This window comes from Streptomyces sp. NPDC092952 (assembly GCF_044754785.1).
Lineage (GTDB): Bacteria > Actinomycetota > Actinomycetes > Streptomycetales > Streptomycetaceae > Streptomyces.
This window is the reverse complement of sequence record NZ_JBIVPT010000004.1, coordinates 180,178-196,849: the sequence shown is the minus strand read 5'-3', so window position 1 is coordinate 196,849 and position 16,672 is coordinate 180,178. Positions and strand designations below refer to the sequence as shown.

The following is a 16,672-nucleotide window of genomic DNA, read 5'->3' as shown; positions in this document are numbered from 1 at the left end:
GCAGTCGACGACCGCGGCCCCTCCACGCGATTGCTCGCGCTCAGATCCAGGTGTCCAGCCACATCCGGTCGCGCCACGAGCCGTCCGGGATGGAGGCGCCCGTGTAGATCGGCCAGAAGTAGATGAAGTTCCAGATGATCAGCAGGACCAGGACACCCGCCGCCACCGCGCCCAGGGTCCGGCGTCGCTCGCCGGTCGGGTCGTCGGCCGTTGTCGCGAGTTCCGGGGGGCGGGGGCCGGTTCCGGCCGCCGGGCCCAGTAGGCCGCCGATCATCATCGTCACCGCCAGACAGAGGAACGGCACGAAGACGACCGCGTAGAAGAGGAAGATCGTCCGCTCCTGGTACAGGAACCAGGGCAGCCAGCCCGCAGCCACCCCGCAGGCGATCGCGCCCGCCCTCCAGTCGCGTCGGAAGATCCACCGCCACACCACGTACACCAGGGCGAAGCACGCCGCCCACCACAGCAGCGGCGTCCCGATGGCCAGCACCTCGCGGGCGCACTTGCCGCTCTCCGACGCCGCGCAGCCGGGCTCCTCCTCCCAGAAGTACGAGACGGGGCGACCCAGCACGATCCAGCTCCAGGGGTTGGACTGGTACGTGTGGCCGGACGTCAGGTTCACGTGGAACTCGTACACCTGGTACTCGTAGTGCCACAGGCTGCGCAGCCAGTCCGGCAGCCACGTCCAGTGGCCGCCCTGCCCGTCGGTCGCCGCCCAGTTCCGGTAGTAGCCCTTGCCGGTGACGATCCAGCCGGTCCAGGAGACCAGGTACGTGCCGATCGCGACCGGCACCGTCGACACGAAGGCCGGCAGCAGGTCCCGCTTCAGCACGGTGAGGTACGGCTGTGCCGCGCCCGCGGTGCGGCGCGCGCCGACGTCCCACAGGACGGTCATCAGGCCGAAGGCGACCAGGATGTACAGGCCGTTCCACTTCGTGCCGAACGCCAGCCCCAGCATCAGGCCCGCGACGATCCGCCACGGCCGCCAGCCCAGCCGCAGGCGGTCGGCGGTCCGCGCGTCCGGCCGCAGCACCCCCTCCTCGTCGACCGGCAGGGCGGCGGCGAGCCTGCGCCGCGCCCAGTCCCGGTCGATCAGCAGCGCACCGAACGCCGCCACCACGAAGAACATCAGCACCAGGTCGAGCAGCGCGGTCCGGCTCATCACGAAGTGCAGGCCGTCCACCGCCAGCAGCGTTCCCGCCAGGCAGCCCAGGAACGTCGAACGGAACAGCCGCCGCCCGATCCGGCAGAGCATCAGCACCGACACCGTGCCGAGCAGCGCCACCATGAACCGCCAGCCGAACGGCGTGAAACCGAAGAGCTGCTCACCGAGGCCGATCACCCATTTGCCGACCGGCGGATGCACCACGTACCCCGGATCGACCGGGATGTCGACCTTCGACGGGTCGGCCAGGATCAGCTTGTCGACGTCCTTGGGCCAGTTGCCCTCGTACCCCTGGTTGATCAGCGCCCAGGAGTCCTTGGCGTAGTACGTCTCGTCGAATATCAGGGCGTGCGGGCTGCCCAGGTTCCAGAACCGCAGCACCCCGGCGACGAGCGCCACCAGCAGCGGACCGCCCCACGCCGACCACCGCACCAGCCGGTCGGCCAGGCGCGGGGAGACCCCGAGCACCGCCCACAGCTGGGCGCCGGGCCGCGTGTACGGCGGGACCAGGCGCTCGCGCAGTCCGATCGCGGGCCTGGGCACATGGCCGAAGCGGCGGAGCCGCCGCTGCCAGGAGGCCGATTCTTCGCCGTGCGGTTCCCCGGCGTCTTGGCCCTGCCGGGCTTCGGGCGCTGTACTCGTCACCGCGCCATCGTAGGGAACGCGTCTGTGGGAACGCTGTCCCCCGTGCTGGGAGGATGGTTCCCGTGACTGGAACGACTGGAACGCTGGTACTGGCAGGAACCCCGATCGGCGACGTGGCGGACGCCCCGCCCCGGCTCGCCGCCGAACTGGAGACGGCGGACATCGTCGCGGCCGAGGACACCCGGCGGCTGCGCCGCCTCACCCAGGCGCTCGGCGTCCACACCACGGGCCGGGTCGTCTCCTACTTCGAGGGCAACGAGGCGGCCCGTACGCCCGAGCTCGTCGAGGCGCTGACCGGCGGTGCCCGGGTGCTGCTGGTCACCGACGCGGGGATGCCGTCGGTCTCCGACCCCGGCTACCGGCTGGTGGCCGCCGCGGTGGAGAAGGACGTCAAGGTCACCGCCGTGCCCGGCCCGTCCGCCGTGCTCACCGCGCTCGCCCTGTCCGCGCTGCCGGTGGACCGCTTCTGCTTCGAGGGCTTCCTGCCCCGCAAGGCCGGTGAGCGGCTGGGCAGGCTCCGCGAGGTGGCCGGGGAGCGCCGCACCATGGTCTTCTTCGAGGCCCCGCACCGGCTCGACGACACCCTCGCCGCGATGGCCGAGGTCCTGGGCGCCGACCGCCGGGCCGCCGTCTGCCGGGAGCTGACCAAGACGTACGAAGAGGTGAAGCGCGGCCCGCTGGGCGAGCTGGCGGCCTGGGCGGCCGAAGGCGTACGCGGTGAGATCACCGTCGTCGTCGAGGGCGCCGCCGAGTCCGGGCCCGAGGAGCTGGACGCCGAGGAGCTGGTGCGCAGGGTGCTGGTGCGCGAGGAGGCGGGGGAGCGGCGCAAGGAGGCGATCGCCGCCGTCGCCGCCGACGCCGGGCTGCCCAAGCGGGAGGTGTTCGACGCGGTCGTGGCGGCGAAGAACGTGGCCAAGGACGCGGCCAAGGGCGCGGCGAAGAACGGAACGAAGGACGCGGCGAAGGACTGAGCGGAACGCTGGTCCGGTGTGCCGCCACCGGTCCTTGATCGTGCACCTGCTTTCAGTAGGTCAAAAGGACTATCGTAAAAAGCAAAGCAAGAGCCGCGCACCGGGCTTTTCCGCCACGAGAAGGCCAAAAGGACTCCAACAGTCGGCCGGGCCCGGTGCGCTCCTCCTGGTGAAGGCGTCCACTGGTTCGGGGACGCGTTCTCCGGCTCTCCGGGCCGCTTGCCCGGAGTGCCTGTCCGGCGGACAAAGGAGCGGGCATGAGCGACATCGCAGCAACCACCGCACACGAGGCGTATGCCTTCGCCTGCATGAGGTGCGGGTATGGCTGGGAACAGGCGTACGAGATAGAGCACCACGTCGACGGTTCCAACAACGCATTCGTCATCTACAAGGCGGACGGGGAACAGGTCCCCTCGCCGCTCTCCAGGCCCAGCTGCGCGAACTGCGGCGGACAGGTCGTCCGCATCATGCGGTCCGGCCGGGTCTCCACCGTCCAGCAGCTGCTCCGCCACACCCCGCCTGCCCGGTTCAGGCCCGCCGACGCCGCCGACGCCCAGGAGGCCGCGGGCGCGACCCCCGTACCGGCGGCCACCGGCCACCACTGGCACCTGTCCGATCTGCTGCACCCCTTCCACCGGAAGTAGCGCCGGAACGGCACGGGGCCACCGGCGCGCCCTCGTACGATCGTCCGCATGAGCCGTACCGAAGCCCCGCCACTGCCCGAACCCCTCCGGGTGCCGGTCGCAGACTCGCACACCCACCTGGACATGCAGGACGCGACCGTCGAGGAGGCCCTGGCCAGGGCCGCCGCGGTCAATGTGACCACCGTGGTCCAGGTGGGCTGCGACCTGGCCGGATCGCGCTGGGCCGCCGAGACCGCCGCCGCACACCCCCAGGTCCACGCGGCGGTGGCGCTGCACCCCAACGAGGCCCCGCGCATCGTGCACGGCGACCCGGACGGCACCGCCCGCCAGGGCGCCCGCCCGGCCGGCGGACGGGCCGCACTCCACGAGGCCCTCGCCGAGATCGACGCCCTGGCCGCCCTCGACCACGTACGCGGCGTCGGCGAGACCGGGCTCGACCACTTCCGCACCGGCCCCGAGGGCATGGCCGCCCAGGAGGAGTCCTTCCGGGCCCACATCGAGATCGCCAAGCGGCACGGCAAGGCGCTGGTCATCCACGACCGCGAGGCCCACAAGGACGTCCTGCGCGTCCTCGCCGACGCGGGCGCCCCCGAGCGCACCGTCTTCCACTGCTACTCCGGCGACGGCGACATGGCCCGGATCTGCGCGGACGCCGGGTACTACATGTCCTTCGCGGGCAACGTCACCTTCAAGAACGCCCAGCCGCTGCGGGACGCCCTGGAGGTCGCCCCGCTGGAGCTGCTGCTCGTCGAGACGGACGCGCCGTTCCTGACCCCGGCCCCGTACCGGGGCAGGCCGAACGCGCCGTACCTGATCCCGGTCACCCTGCGCGCGATGGCCGAGGTGAAGGGCGTCGAGGAGGACGTCCTGGCCGAGGCGGTCGCCACGAACACGGCGAGGGCCTTCGACTACTGACCGAGGCGCGGGGGCGCCGCGCGGGGTGCCCTTACGCTTTACAGGTGAGCACCACAGAGCCCGACGCCCTCCTGGGCCCCGCAGACATCCGTGAACTGGCCGCCGCGCTGGGCGTACGCCCCACCAAGCAGCGCGGCCAGAACTTCGTCATCGACGCCAACACGGTCCGCCGGATCGTACGGACGGCGGAGGTCCGCCCGGACGACGTCGTCGTCGAGGTCGGCCCGGGGCTCGGCTCGCTGACGCTGGCCCTGCTGGAGGCGGCGGACCGGGTGGTCGCCGTGGAGATCGACGACGTGCTGGCGGGTGCGCTGCCCGCCACCGTCGCCGCCCGGCTGCCGGAGCGGGCCGACCGGTTCGCCCTGGTGCACTCCGACGCGATGCTCGTCCGGGAGCTGCCCGGCCCGGCGCCCACCGCGCTGGTCGCCAACCTCCCGTACAACGTCGCCGTGCCGGTCCTGCTGACCATGCTGGAGCGGTTCCCGTCCATCGAGCGCACGCTCGTCATGGTGCAGGCCGAGGTCGCCGACCGGCTGGCCGCCCGGCCGGGCAACAAGGTCTACGGGGTGCCCTCCGTGAAGGCCGCCTGGTACGCGGACGTCAAGCGGGCCGGCTCCATCGGCCGCAACGTCTTCTGGCCCGCGCCCAACGTCGACTCCGGGCTGGTCTCGCTGGTCCGGCGCACCGAACCGCTCGCCACGAAGGCGAGCCGCACCGAGGTCTTCGCGGTCGTGGACGCCGCCTTCGCCCAGCGCCGCAAGACGCTCCGGGCCGCCCTGGCCGGGTGGGCGGGGTCCGCCCCCGCCGCCGAGGCCGCCCTGCTCGCCGCCGGGATCTCGCCGCAGGCCCGGGGCGAGGCGCTCACCGTCGAGGAGTTCGCCGCCATCGCCGAGAACAAGCCGAGCAGCAGCACCAGCGAGCCCACAGGGAGCGACGCGTGAGCATCACCGTCCGGGTACCGGCCAAGGTCAACGTCCAGCTCGCCGTCGGCGCCCCGCGCCCCGACGGCTTCCACGACCTGGCCAACGTCTTCCTCGCGGTCGGCCTGTACGACGAGGTCACCGTCACCCCCGCCGACGCGCTGCGCGTCACCTGCTCCGGCCCGGACGCGGCCCAGGTCCCGCTGGACGCGACGAACCTCGCCGCCCGCGCCGCGATCGCGCTGGCCGAACGGCACGGCATCGCCCCCGACGTCCACCTCCACATCGCCAAGGACATCCCCGTCGCCGGCGGCATGGCGGGCGGCAGCGCCGACGGGGCCGCCGCCCTGCTGGCCTGCGACGCCCTCTGGAACACCGGCGCCGACCGCGAGGAGCTGCTGGCCATCTGCGCGGAGCTCGGCAGCGACGTCCCGTTCAGCCTGGTCGGCGGCGCCGCCCTCGGCACCGGGCGCGGGGAGCACCTCACCCCGATCGAGGTCGGTGGCACCTTCCACTGGGTCTTCGCGGTCGCCGACGGCGGCCTCTCCACCCCGGCCGTCTACGGCGAGTTCGACCGGCTCACCGCGGGCACCGACGTCCCCGCGCCCACCGCCTCGCCCGCCCTCCTGGACGCCCTGCGCACCGGCGACCCGAAGGCCCTGGCCGCGGCGGTCTCCAACGACCTCCAGCCCGCCGCGCTCTCGCTGCGCCCCTCGCTCGCCGACACCCTCGCCGAGGGCACCGCCGCGGGGGCCCTGGCCGCCCTGGTCTCCGGCTCCGGCCCGACCACCGCCTTCCTGGCGGCGGACGAGGAGTCGGCCCGCAAGGTGGCCGACGCCCTCATGGCCTCCGGCACCTGCCGCGAGGCCCGCACCGCCGCGTCCCCGGCCCCGGGGGCCACGGTCGTCCGGGAGGGCGGGAACTACCTCCCGTAGTGGTAGCGGCACGAGGCGATGCGCACCTCGTCCTCGACCACGCGGTGGACGAGCCGGTGTTCGTCGCTGATCCGGCGGGACCAGTAGCCGTGGAATCCGTGCCGCAGAGGTTCGGGTTTGCCGATGCCTTCGTTTCCGTTGCGGGCGATGTCCTGGAGGAGGGTGTTGATCCGCTTGAGGATCTTGCGGTCCTGGGCCTGCCACCACACGTAGTCCGCCCACGCCGATTCGTGCCAGACGAACTTCATTCGGTGAGCTCCCGTACGGTGCCGCCACCGTTCTCCAGGTCATCGATCGCGGCCAGGACGCGCCGCGCGTTCTCCGGGCTGCGGTAGAGGTAGGCCGTCTCCTTCATGGCCTCGTACTCGTCGAGTGCCACGATCACCACGGGCTCGTGACCGGCACGCGTCACTATGACCTCTTCACGGTCGTTGACGACGGAGCTCAGGGTCTCGGCGTACTTGGCACGCGATTCCGTGTAGGTCATGGTGCGCATGCTCGCCTCCCGGTGTGGTGATGTACAGGAATCTGTACGTACAGGGAACTGTACGGCGGAGGAACCGGGTGGGCAAGAGATCGGCGCCCCGTACCCTGGGAAGCCGATCGATCCATCCGGGCAGGAGTGAAATGGCCGTCAATCTGGTCAATGTCGAGCAGGTCAGCAAGGTGTACGGCACCCGTGCCCTGCTCGACGGGGTGTCCCTCGGTGTGTCCGAGGGGGACCGGATCGGCGTCGTGGGCCGCAACGGCGACGGCAAGACCACGCTGATCCGGATGCTCGCCCGGCTGGAGGAGGCGGACAGCGGACGCGTCACGCACAGCGGCGGGCTGCGGCTCGGCGTCCTCACCCAGCACGATTCGCTCGACCCCGGGGCCACCATCCGCCACGAGGTGATCGGCGACCTCGCCGACCACGAGTGGGCGGGCAGCGCCAAGATCCGCGACGTGCTCACCGGCCTCTTCGGCGGCCTCGCGCTGCCCGGCTTCGAGCACGGCCTGGACACCGTCATCGCCCCGCTCTCCGGCGGCGAGCGGCGCCGGATCGCCCTGGCCAAGCTGCTCATCGGCGAGCCGGACCTGATCGTCCTCGACGAGCCCACCAACCACCTCGACGTCGAGGGCATCTCCTGGCTCGCCGGCCATCTGCGCGCCCGCCGCTCCGCGCTCGTCTGCGTCACCCACGACCGCTGGTTCCTCGACCAGGTCTGCACCCGCATGTGGGACGTCCAGCGCGGTTCGGTCTACGAGTACGAGGGCGGCTACTCCGACTACGTCTTCGCCCGCGCCGAGCGCGAGCGGATCGCCGCCACCGAGGAGGTCAAGCGGCAGAACCTGGTCCGCAAGGAGCTGGCCTGGCTGCGCCGCGGCGCCCCCGCCCGTACGTCCAAGCCGCGCTACCGCATCGAGGCGGCCAACGAGCTGATCGCCGATGTGCCTCCGCCGCGCGACACGAGCGAGCTGATGCGGTTCGCCAACGCCCGGCTCGGCAAGACCGTCTTCGACCTTGAGGACGTGACCGTCCAGGCCGGCCCGAAGACCCTGCTCCAGCACCTCACCTGGCAGCTCGGCCCCGGCGACCGGATCGGCCTGGTCGGGGTCAACGGCGCGGGCAAGACCTCGCTGCTGCGGACGCTCGCCGAGGCGGCCCGCACCCAGGGCGACGTACAGCCCGCCGCCGGGAAGGTCGTCGTCGGCAAGACCGTCAGGCTGGCCTACCTCTCCCAGGAGGTCCGCGAGCTCGACCCGGCGCTGCGGGTCCTGGAGGCCGTCCAGCAGGTACGCGACCGGGTCGACCTCGGCAAGGGCCGGGAGATGACCGCGGGCCAGCTCTGCGAGCGGTTCGGCTTCACGAAGGAGAAGCAGTGGACGCCGGTCGGCGACCTCTCCGGCGGTGAGCGGCGCCGGCTCCAGATCCTGCGCCTGCTGATGGACGAGCCGAACGTCCTCTTCCTCGACGAGCCGACCAACGACCTCGACATCGAGACCCTGACCCAGCTGGAGGACCTCCTCGACGGCTGGCCCGGGTCGATGGTCGTGATCTCCCACGACCGGTTCTTCATCGAGCGCACCACGGACCGGGTGATGGCCCTGCTCGGCGACCGCACGCTGCGGATGCTGCCGCGCGGGATCGACGAGTACCTGGAGCGCAGGCAGCGGATGGAGGAGGCGGCCACCCCGTCCGCCGCCCCCGCCCCGGCCAAGGAGACGGCCGCCCCGGCGGCGGCGGTCTCCCCGCAGGCCGCCCGCGCGGCGAAGAAGGAGCTCCAGAAGGTCGAGCGGCAGCTCGACAAGATCTCCACCCGCGAGACCAAGCTGCACGCGCAGATCGCCGAGCACGCCACGGACTTCGAGAAGGTCGCCGCGCTCGACGCGGAACTGCGCGAACTGGTCGCCGAGCGCGACGAGTTGGAGATGCGCTGGCTCGAACTGGCCGAGGACGCCTGACGGCTGACACCCGGTAGCCGACGAAGGCGCGACGGGTGCGGCGGATGCGTCAGGTGTGACGGATGCGGCTCACGGGGCGGGTGATAGAAAGAAACCTTGCCCCGGTGCCGCAGCCGGGCCGATCCGCACGAAGGGGGACGTGCTGATGACCCAGCCGCCTGGCCAGCAACCGCCGCAGGAGGGCTTCGGGGCTCCGTACGACCCACCGCCGAACCCGTACGGTCAGCAGCCGAACCCGTACGGCCAGCCGCCGCAGCAGCCCGGCCCGTACGGCGCACCCGCCCAGCCGGGCCCTTACAACGCCCCGCCGCAACAGCCGGGCCCGTACGGCGCCCCGTCCCAGCAGCCCGGGCCGTACAACGCACCGGCCCAGCCCGGTCCGTACAACGTGCCCGCCCAGCCCGGCCCGTACGGCGCACCGCCCCGGACACCCCCCGGCCCTCCGCCGGGCGGCTCCTCCGGTGGGGGCGGCTTCTTCCGGGGGCGGCGCGGGGCGATCGTCGGCGGCGCGCTCGCGATCGCGCTGCTCGCCGGGGCCGGCGTCTGGCTGGCCACCGGCGGCAGCGACGACCCGCCGCCCGGCGCGAAGGCGAGCGACGGCCCCACCACCCCCGCCCCCGAGCCCACCGGCAAGGGTGAGGAGAGCCCCGGCCCGAGCGACCTGCGCGGCGAGGCCGACGGCATCAACAAGCTGCGCGGCAAGGGCGAGGCGAAGGTCCTCTGGCTCCAGGAGGGCGGCATCGACCTGCCCCGCAACGGCCAGAGCGCGTACGGCCCCTGGTTCGTCGGCGACACCGTCGTCAAGGCGATGTACCGCACCGTCTCCGCCTACGCGGTCGGCGACGGCGCCGAGAAGTGGAACCTCCAGCTGCCCGGCCGGATGTGCGGGGCCCCGTCGCAGGCGACCGCCGACGGCAGGATCGTCCTCGGGGTCGAGGTCGGCAACGGCGACAAGGCGATGTGCAACGGGCTCCAGATGGTCGACCTCAGGACGGGCAAGGCCGGCTGGTTCAAGAGCTACCGGCGCCAGGGCGCCTGGGACATGCTCTCCGACCTCGCGATGGCGACCAACGGCAACACCGTGACCGTCGGCCGCACCACCCGGACGGACGCCTTCCGGATCAGTGACGGCAAGGTGCTCTTCGGTGAACTCCCGGGCAACTGCCAGCCGTTCGGATTCGCCAGTGGGCCCGAGGGCATCGCGGCGGCCAGTTGCCAGACGGCCGAGGACGACCACAAGGAGCAGCTGGTCGAGCGGATCGACCCGGCCACCGGGAAGCTCCTGTGGAAGTACAAGGTCAAGAAGGGCTGGCAGGTCGGGCAGTTCTACTCCGTCGATCCGCTGGTCGTCTCCCTGGAGAAGAAGGAGGAGAAGGGCTGGGCCATCATCACGCTCAACCCGAACGGCACCTACCGCTCCCAGCTGGTCGGCGGCAAGGGCGAGGACTACCGGGTGCAGTGCGACTCCGACCTGATCACCGGCAACGGGAACCTCGACAACTGCGCCGGGGTGGCCGCCGACGACCGGACGGTCTACCTGGCGACCAAGCCCTTCGGCGCCGACGCCTCCGACTCCGCCGTCGACAACAAGGTCGTCGCCTTCGACCTGGCCACCGGCAAGCCCCGCTGGCGGTCCCAGGCCCCCGCCGGACAGGGCATGATGCCGCTGCGGACGGAGAACGGCCGGCTGATCCTCTACGTGGAACCGGAATCGAAGAAGGGCGGTGCCATCGCCGCCCTGCCGCAGACCGGCGGCAAGCCCGAACTGCTGCTCCAGCACCCGGACGCGGGATCGCCGACCGAGCGCTCCCTCTTCCAGCCCCGGGTCGTCTACCGGGACGGCCGTTCCCTGGTGATGACCACGTTCATGAGCGGGATCAAGGACGGGGACGAAGTGCGGGCGAAGTCCTTGGAGATGTTCGGCGACTGACCGGCCGCCGACGGGTGGAGACCTTGGTACGAACGCAAGGTCCCAGGCGTAACGGAGCCATCACGGGGCGGTTCTCCCTTGGGAACAGGGGATGGACCGACCCGCTGTCCGGGCACGCGCGGGTGGTACAAAGAAGCCCCGCTCGACTGACGTAACGCCGCGGGATCCATGCCCGATTCGCTCCTTTCCGGGGAATTCGGCGGGGCTTCGGCCCCGTGGTGTTCCGCGGAATCGCGGGGGAGAACGGAACGGGCATCCGGACCGCACGAAGGGGGACGTGCTGATGACCCAGCCGCCCAGCCAGCAACCGCCGCAGGGAGGCTTCGGCGCGCCGCAGGACCCGCCGCCGGGAAGTCCTCAGCCGCCCCAGGCCCCGCCCCAGCCGCCCCAGGCCCCGCCGCCGACCCAGCCGGGCTACGGCTACCCGCAGCAGGCCCCTCAACAGCCGCAGCAGCCACCCCAGCCCCAGCCCGGCCCGTACGGCCAGCAGCAGCCCGGACCGTACGCCCAGCAGCCGGGTCCGTACGGGCAGCAGCCCGGCCCCCACACCCAGCAGCAGCCGGGCCCGTACGCCCAGCAGCCCGGACCCTACGGCCAGCAGCCCGGCCCGTACGGCCAGCAGCAGCCGGGTTACGGCTACCCGCAGCAGCAGTACCCAGGCGCTCCGGTCCCGGACGGTCCGGGCGGCGGCTCCGCCAAGCGCAAGCCCGCGATCATCATCGGCGCCGCGGTCGCTGCGCTCGCGGTGATCGGCACCGGCGTCTACGTCGCCACGAGCGGCGGCTCCGACGACAAGCCCGTCGCGAAGGAGAGCGGGAGCGCCAAGCCGAGCGTCTCCGCCTCCGTCGACCAGGGCGACGGCAACGGTACGGGCCGCAGCGGCGACAGCGACCTCAACGCAGGGCGCAAGTCCGGCGAGGCCAAGGTCCTCTGGCTCCAGACGAACGACGTCGACCTGCCGCGCAGCGGCTCCGACGTACGCGGCCCCTGGGTGGTCGGCGACACGATCGTCAAGGGCATGTACCGCCAGATCGCCGGCTACTCCGTCGCCGACGGCAAGAAGAAGTGGTCGATCGACCTGCCCGCCGACCTGTGCGCGGCCCCCAACCAGACCACCGCCGACGGCAAGATCGTCATCGGGGTCAAGAACGGCACCACCAGCCGGGCCGACTGCGCGGACCTCCAGATGATCGACCTGAAGACCGGCAAGGCGGGCTGGAAGAAGGCCGTCAAGAAGAACGGAACCTGGGACTTCCTCTCGGACATCTCCCTCGCCATCAGCGGCGACACGGTCACCGTCGCCCGCACCGGGAACTCCAACGCGTACCGGGTCAGCGACGGCAAGGAGCTGTTCGGCAAGCCCGCGGGCAACTGCCAGCCGTTCGCCTTCGCCGGCGGGTCCAAGCTGATCGCCGCCGCCAACTGCCGCACCGACGACGTCGACAACCCGCAGCACCAGATCCAGGAGATCGACCCGGCGACCGGCAAGGCCCGGTGGACGTACCAGCCCAAGCGCGGCTGGGAGATCGACAAGGTCTACTCGGTGGACCCGCTGGTCGTCTCGCTGAAGAAGGAGAAGGAGTGGAGCATCCTCGCGCTGAAGCACGACGGCACGCTGCGCTCCGGCCTCTCCAGTGACAAGGGCGACTCGTTCGCCCCGGACTGCGGCAGCGCCTTCGCCGTCTTCGGCAAGTCCCTCGACGGGTGCACCGGGGTCGCCGCCGACGCCAACACCTTCTACATCGCGACCGACGCGGGCACGAGGCTCGAACAGACCAACAAGGTCGTGGCGTTCAACCTGAACACCGGCAAGCCCAAGTGGAAGGCCACGGCCCCGGCCAAGACCACGGTGAAGCCGCTGCGCATGGACGGCGCCAACGTGCTGCTCTACGTCGAGCCCGGCTACCAGCGCGGCGGCGGCATCGCCACCCTCGCCCCGACCGGCGGCGCCATGAAGACGGTGCTGACGCACCCCGCGTCGACGTCCCAGCTGGAGAAGAGCTTCTACCGGCCGCAGATCCTCTACGCGGACGGCCGCTCCTTCCTCGCGAGCGGCCGGGTCAGCGCCAGAAACGACAAGGAAGAGCTGGAGACGAAGACCATGATGGCCTTCGGCAACTGACGGCTCAGGAAGTCCCTCGACGGCCGGACCTCACCGGGGACCGGCCGCCGAAGCCCCACGGCTCACGGCCGGCGGGGCGGCCGGATCGCACCGCCCGCCCCGCCGGCCCCCGTCCCACCACTCTCTTTCCTTCCAGTCCCTCCAGTCCCCTCCCAGAGGTACGTACGCCATGACGCAGCCGCCCAACGAGCCGCCCCAGGGCGGATTCGGCGCCCCGCAGGACCCGCCGCCGGGTGGGTTCGGTGCCCCGCAGGACCCGCCGCCCGGCGGATTCGGCGCTCCGACCCCGCCGCCCGCCGGTGCCCAGCCTCCTCAGGCACCCCAGACGCCCCAGGCACCGCAGTCCCCCGCGACGCCGCCCGGCGGGTACGGCGCCCCGACCCCGCCGCAGCAACAGCAGCCGGGCGCCGGTTACGGCTACCCGCAGACCCAGCCGGGCTACGGCTACCCGCAGACCCAGCCCGCGCAGCCCGGCTACGGCTACCCGCAGGCCCCCGTGCCCGGCCAGCCGCAGCAGGGCTACGGCTTCCCGCAGGGCATGCCGCCCGGCGCGCCGCCCCAGCAGGGCTACGGCTACCCGACCGCGCCGATGCAGCAGCAGCCGATGCCGCCGCAGAACACCGGCGGCGGCAAGAAGTTCACCACCCAGATGCAGATCATCGTGGCCGCCGCCGTGGCCGTCGTCCTCATCGTGGGCGGCGGGATCTGGTACGCCAACAGCGGCGACGGCAAGAAGGACCAGGCCACCCAGTCCGGCGGCACCACCGGCGGTACGGACGGCGAGAACAAGGGCGGCGGCGCCACCGACGGCGCGGGCAAGGAGAAGGCCCCCTCCGACCCCAAGTCCACGGTCGCCTTCCAGCTCCCGGTGCCCAAGGTCACCGAGGTCACCAAGGTCGACGGCTCCTGGCTGACCGACAAGGCGTACGTCAAGACCGGGCTGAACGAGATCGTCGCCTACGACCCGGCCAAGAAGGGCGCCAAGCTCTGGTCCATCCCGCTCGCGGGCCAGGTCTGCGCCGCCTCCCGCCACATGTCCGACGACTTCCGGACCGCGATCCTCTTCCAGCAGAGCAAGCCCACCAAGCAGCTCAAGTACCCGCCGTGCAACCAGGTCGGCGCGCTCGACCTGAAGACCGGCAAGCTGCTCTGGAGCAAGTCGATCACCGCCGCCACCAGCGGTGACGCCCCGGTCAGGTTCGCCGAGGTCACCGTCAGCGGCACCACCGTCGCCGCGGGCGGCCTGGAGGGCGGCGCCGCCTTCGACCTGAACACCGGCGCCGAGCGCTGGAAGCCGAAGGCCTCCTCCGACGGCTGCTACGACCTCGGCTACGGCGGCGGCCCCGCACTCGCCGTGGTCCGCAAGTGCGGCAAGTACGACGACCCGCAGCTCGTCATCCAGGCGCTGAACCCCACCTCCGGGGCCCCCATCTCCTCGTACAAGATGCCGCCCGGCGTCGACTACGCGAGCATCGTCTCCACCAAGCCGCTGGTGGTCGCGGCCGACGTCGGCGACACCGCCGGTGACGGCAGCGGCATCTCGGACTTCTTCTCGATCGACGCCGAGACCGGCAAGCTGACCACCCGGATCGCCGCCGACGCCGAGAAGTACGCGGCGCGCTGCGCCTCCACCGAGGTCGAGAGCTGCAGCCAGCTTGCGGTCGGCAACAACCGCATCTACCTGCCGACCGAGGAGCACGAGGGCACCGGCGACTACGGCAACACCAACGAGATCGTCTCCTTCGACCTCACCACCGGAAAGCAGACCGGCGACCGGGCCGACGCGGGCAACCGCTACACGATGTTCCCGCTCCGGATGGACGGCGGCAACATCATCGCGTACCGGGAACCGCCGTACGACAAGGGCGGCCAGGTCGTCTCCATCGGCGGCGCCACCTTCAAGCAGACGGTGCTGATGGAGAACCCGAGCGACGAATCGGTCCGCAACGCGGAGACCAGCTTCACGCCGGACTACTCCGAGTTCCTCTACAGCGACGGCCACCTCTTCCTGGCCAGCACGATGGTCAGCAAGCCGAGCGGTTCGCTGGACAACGACCGGCGACTGGTCATCAGCTTCAGCCGGGGCTGACCGCGCGCAGGTACGAGGGGGGTGGTGCCCGGGGACGGGCGCCACCCCCCTTCGCGTGTCCCGTCGCCTTTTGGCCGTAAGGCGCCCCCCGGCGTCGAACAAGCGTGTAACTTGCCGGACCAGGAAAGCCGGGGGGCCCGGCGTGCCGGTGCGACGGGGGTGTGTGCGATGGGCGTGCGGCTGATGGTGGTCGATGATCACAGGCTGCTCGCCGAGGCGCTCGCCTCGGCGATGAAACTCCGCGGCCACCGCGTCCTCGCGGCGACCGCGCCGACGGCCGGCGCGGCCGAACTGGTCGTCAGCAGGGCCCCGGAGGTCTGCCTCTTCGGCACCGCCGCCCCCGCCGCCCCCGGCATCTTCGACCCGGTCGCACGGATCAGGCGGGAGCGCCCGCAGGTGGCCGTCGTGGTGCTCGGACCGGTGCCCAGCCCGCGCGGCATCGCGGCGGCCTTCGCGGCCGGCGCGGCCGGATACGTCCGCCACGACGAGCGCATGGAGGGCGTCGAGCGGGCCATGGTCAAGGCGCGGGCCGGCGAGGCCGCGGTCGCGCCGCAACTGCTGCGCACCGCCTTCACCGAACTCCTCAACCCGGCCGCGGCACCGGACGACGAGGGCCGGCGGCTGCTCCGGCTGCTCACCCCGCGCGAGGTCGAGGTCCTGGTCCGGGTCGCCGAGGGCGAGGACACCCGGGTCATCGCGGCCGGGATGGGCATCGCGCCGAGCACCGCGCGGACACATGTGCAGCGGGTGCTGATGAAGCTGGGCGTCGGCTCCCGCCTGGAGGCCGCCGCCCTCGCCGCCCGCACCGGACTGCTGGACCGCGCCGCCCGCCCCGGAACCGCGTAGGACGTGTCCCGAAGCCCGTTCCGCCGTCAGGACAGGGACGCGCCGACCACGGCCGCCGCCCGGGCGATCAGCCGGTTGTCGTAGGGGGCGTCCTTGGCGTTGCGGTGGGAGAGGACGGCCATGACGACGGGCGCGGATCCCGGCGGCCACACCACGGCGATGTCGTTGCGGCCGCCGTAGTAGGTGCCGGTCCCGGTCTTGTCGGCGACCTCCCACCCCTTGGGCACCCCGGCCCTGATGAGCTCGTCCCCGGTGGTGTTGTCCCGCAGCCACCGCGTGAGCTGCGCCCGCTCCGGCTTCGCGAGGACGTCACCGAGGACGAAGGCGCGCAGGTCCCCGGCGATGGCCCGGGGCGTCGTCGTGTCCCGTTGCTCACCCGGCACCCACCGGCTCAGCGCGGTCTCGCGGCGGTCCATCCGGGTCACGTCGTCCCCGATGCCCTCCAGTACGGCGTCGAGTCCCGCGGGCCCGCCGAGCTCGTCGAACAGCAGGTTGGCCGCCGCGTTGTCGCTGAAGCGGACGGCGGCGTCGCACAGTTCGACCAGCGTCATCCCGGTCCCGACGTTCTTCTCGGTCACGGGAGAGTTGGGGATCAGATCGTCCCGCGTGTACCTGACCCGCTTGTCCATCCCGCCGAGGGAGTACTTGCGCAGCACGGCACCGGCCTCCAGGGCCTTGAACGTGGAGTTGAAGGCGAACCGCTCGCGGTCGTTGAACACCACCTCCCGCCCGGTGCCGGTGTCGACGGCGTACACGCCCAGCCGGGCGTCGAACTCGCGCTCCAGCGCCTTGAGCCGCCCCGCGTACGGCTTCACGGCGCCCTTCCCCGCCGGGGCCGGGGCGGACGGGGACGGTACGGACGACGGGGACGCGGCCCGGTCCTCTGACTCCGCACCGCAGGCCGTCAGCGGGGTCAACGCGAGAACGGCGGCGAGCGCACCGAGCCTGGTGCGGCGGAAAGTGACATGGCGCATGATCCGGACCTCCGGTCGCCCCGCTCGGGGCAGGGCAGTCGGGGGACGGAGCGGCAGAAGGCTCCGTCCCG

Annotated in this window: 14 protein-coding genes; 10 read left to right on the top strand and 4 right to left on the bottom strand. The window is 72.2% G+C overall.

The genetic code is table 11. The annotated features are described in order from the left end of the window. Positions 1–40: 40 nt before the first annotated feature. Entirely contained in the window at positions 41–1,810 is a 1,770-nt protein-coding gene (locus ACIQGQ_RS11895; protein ID WP_402393873.1) for a dolichyl-phosphate-mannose--protein mannosyltransferase, read from the bottom strand. Between the two features lie 53 nt (positions 1,811–1,863). On the opposite strand from ACIQGQ_RS11895, the gene rsmI reads away from it, so the two are divergent. The 5 genes from rsmI (at position 1,864) to ACIQGQ_RS11870 (ending at position 6,195) form a co-directional block, all read left to right on the top strand. Beyond that, positions 1,864–2,781 (top strand): 16S rRNA (cytidine(1402)-2'-O)-methyltransferase, encoded by a 918-nt coding sequence (gene rsmI, locus ACIQGQ_RS11890; protein WP_402393870.1) that lies wholly within the window; start codon positions 1,864–1,866, stop codon positions 2,779–2,781. A gap of 257 nt (positions 2,782–3,038) precedes the next feature. Next, entirely contained in the window at positions 3,039–3,425 is a 387-nt protein-coding gene (locus tag ACIQGQ_RS11885) for a hypothetical protein (protein WP_402393868.1), read from the top strand. Positions 3,426–3,473: 48 nt separating this feature from the next. Next, positions 3,474–4,340: a TatD family hydrolase gene (locus ACIQGQ_RS11880; RefSeq protein ID WP_402393865.1), complete on the top strand. Its 867-nt coding sequence runs from the start codon at positions 3,474–3,476 to the stop codon at positions 4,338–4,340. A gap of 44 nt (positions 4,341–4,384) precedes the next feature. Continuing rightward, positions 4,385–5,281: a 16S rRNA (adenine(1518)-N(6)/adenine(1519)-N(6))-dimethyltransferase RsmA gene (gene rsmA / locus ACIQGQ_RS11875; protein ID WP_402393863.1), complete on the top strand. Its 897-nt coding sequence runs from the start codon at positions 4,385–4,387 to the stop codon at positions 5,279–5,281. Then, complete coding sequence (locus tag ACIQGQ_RS11870) at positions 5,278–6,195, top strand: 4-(cytidine 5'-diphospho)-2-C-methyl-D-erythritol kinase (RefSeq protein WP_402393861.1); 918 nt, start codon at positions 5,278–5,280, stop codon at positions 6,193–6,195. Before rsmA ends, ACIQGQ_RS11870 begins: the two co-directional genes overlap by 4 nt. On the opposite strand, the gene ACIQGQ_RS11865 is transcribed toward ACIQGQ_RS11870, so the two are convergent. Together ACIQGQ_RS11865 and ACIQGQ_RS11860 are read right to left on the bottom strand one after the other, a co-directional pair. Next, positions 6,183–6,443 carry a Txe/YoeB family addiction module toxin gene (locus ACIQGQ_RS11865; RefSeq protein WP_376685883.1) on the bottom strand — a complete coding sequence of 87 codons (261 nt, stop codon included), beginning with the start codon at positions 6,441–6,443 and terminating at the stop codon, positions 6,183–6,185. The two genes, ACIQGQ_RS11870 and ACIQGQ_RS11865, sit on opposite strands and share 13 nt — an antisense overlap. Next, positions 6,440–6,691 (bottom strand): type II toxin-antitoxin system Phd/YefM family antitoxin, encoded by a 252-nt coding sequence (locus ACIQGQ_RS11860; protein ID WP_376685884.1) that lies wholly within the window; start codon positions 6,689–6,691, stop codon positions 6,440–6,442. Before ACIQGQ_RS11860 ends, ACIQGQ_RS11865 begins: the two co-directional genes overlap by 4 nt. A gap of 131 nt (positions 6,692–6,822) precedes the next feature. On the opposite strand from ACIQGQ_RS11860, the gene ACIQGQ_RS11855 reads away from it, so the two are divergent. The 5 genes from ACIQGQ_RS11855 to ACIQGQ_RS11835 all read left to right on the top strand — a co-directional run bounded on the left by ACIQGQ_RS11855 (position 6,823) and on the right by ACIQGQ_RS11835 (position 15,627). Beyond that, positions 6,823–8,640 carry an ABC-F family ATP-binding cassette domain-containing protein gene (locus ACIQGQ_RS11855; RefSeq protein WP_402393858.1) on the top strand — a complete coding sequence of 606 codons (1,818 nt, stop codon included), beginning with the start codon at positions 6,823–6,825 and terminating at the stop codon, positions 8,638–8,640. A 145-nt stretch (positions 8,641–8,785) separates the two neighbouring features. Further along, the gene (locus ACIQGQ_RS11850; RefSeq protein ID WP_402393856.1) at positions 8,786–10,570 is read left to right on the top strand and encodes a PQQ-binding-like beta-propeller repeat protein; all 1,785 of its coding nucleotides are present in this window, start codon (positions 8,786–8,788) and stop codon (positions 10,568–10,570) included. A gap of 283 nt (positions 10,571–10,853) precedes the next feature. Further along, entirely contained in the window at positions 10,854–12,692 is a 1,839-nt protein-coding gene (locus tag ACIQGQ_RS11845; RefSeq protein ID WP_402393853.1) for a PQQ-binding-like beta-propeller repeat protein, read from the top strand. A gap of 169 nt (positions 12,693–12,861) precedes the next feature. Continuing rightward, on the top strand, positions 12,862–14,781 hold the full coding sequence (locus ACIQGQ_RS11840; protein WP_402393851.1) for a PQQ-binding-like beta-propeller repeat protein: 1,920 nt from the start codon (positions 12,862–12,864) through the stop codon (positions 14,779–14,781). A 168-nt stretch (positions 14,782–14,949) separates the two neighbouring features. Further along, complete coding sequence (locus tag ACIQGQ_RS11835) at positions 14,950–15,627, top strand: LuxR C-terminal-related transcriptional regulator (RefSeq protein WP_402393848.1); 678 nt, start codon at positions 14,950–14,952, stop codon at positions 15,625–15,627. Between the two features lie 26 nt (positions 15,628–15,653). Here ACIQGQ_RS11835 and bla read toward each other — a convergent pair whose 3' ends face one another. Continuing rightward, on the bottom strand, positions 15,654–16,601 hold the full coding sequence (bla, locus tag ACIQGQ_RS11830; protein ID WP_402393845.1) for a class A beta-lactamase: 948 nt from the start codon (positions 16,599–16,601) through the stop codon (positions 15,654–15,656). Positions 16,602–16,672: the final 71 nt, after the last annotated feature.

What these genes read in the sequence shown, in the direction of transcription:
- ACIQGQ_RS11855 (WP_402393858.1), top strand. Translation starts at nt 6,823, where the DNA reads ATGGCCGTCAATCTGGTCAATGTCGAGCAGGTCAGCAAGGTGTACGGC.
- ACIQGQ_RS11880 (WP_402393865.1), top strand. Translation starts at nt 3,474, where the DNA reads ATGAGCCGTACCGAAGCCCCGCCACTGCCCGAACCCCTCCGGGTGCCG.
- ACIQGQ_RS11835 (WP_402393848.1), top strand. Translation starts at nt 14,950, where the DNA reads ATGGGCGTGCGGCTGATGGTGGTCGATGATCACAGGCTGCTCGCCGAG.
- ACIQGQ_RS11885 (WP_402393868.1), top strand. Translation starts at nt 3,039, where the DNA reads ATGAGCGACATCGCAGCAACCACCGCACACGAGGCGTATGCCTTCGCC.
- bla (WP_402393845.1), bottom strand. Translation starts at nt 16,601, where the DNA reads ATGCGCCATGTCACTTTCCGCCGCACCAGGCTCGGTGCGCTCGCCGCC.
- ACIQGQ_RS11865 (WP_376685883.1), bottom strand. Translation starts at nt 6,443, where the DNA reads ATGAAGTTCGTCTGGCACGAATCGGCGTGGGCGGACTACGTGTGGTGG.
- ACIQGQ_RS11840 (WP_402393851.1), top strand. Translation starts at nt 12,862, where the DNA reads ATGACGCAGCCGCCCAACGAGCCGCCCCAGGGCGGATTCGGCGCCCCG.
- ACIQGQ_RS11860 (WP_376685884.1), bottom strand. Translation starts at nt 6,691, where the DNA reads ATGCGCACCATGACCTACACGGAATCGCGTGCCAAGTACGCCGAGACC.
- ACIQGQ_RS11845 (WP_402393853.1), top strand. Translation starts at nt 10,854, where the DNA reads ATGACCCAGCCGCCCAGCCAGCAACCGCCGCAGGGAGGCTTCGGCGCG.
- ACIQGQ_RS11850 (WP_402393856.1), top strand. Translation starts at nt 8,786, where the DNA reads ATGACCCAGCCGCCTGGCCAGCAACCGCCGCAGGAGGGCTTCGGGGCT.
- rsmI (WP_402393870.1), top strand. Translation starts at nt 1,864, where the DNA reads ATGGTTCCCGTGACTGGAACGACTGGAACGCTGGTACTGGCAGGAACC.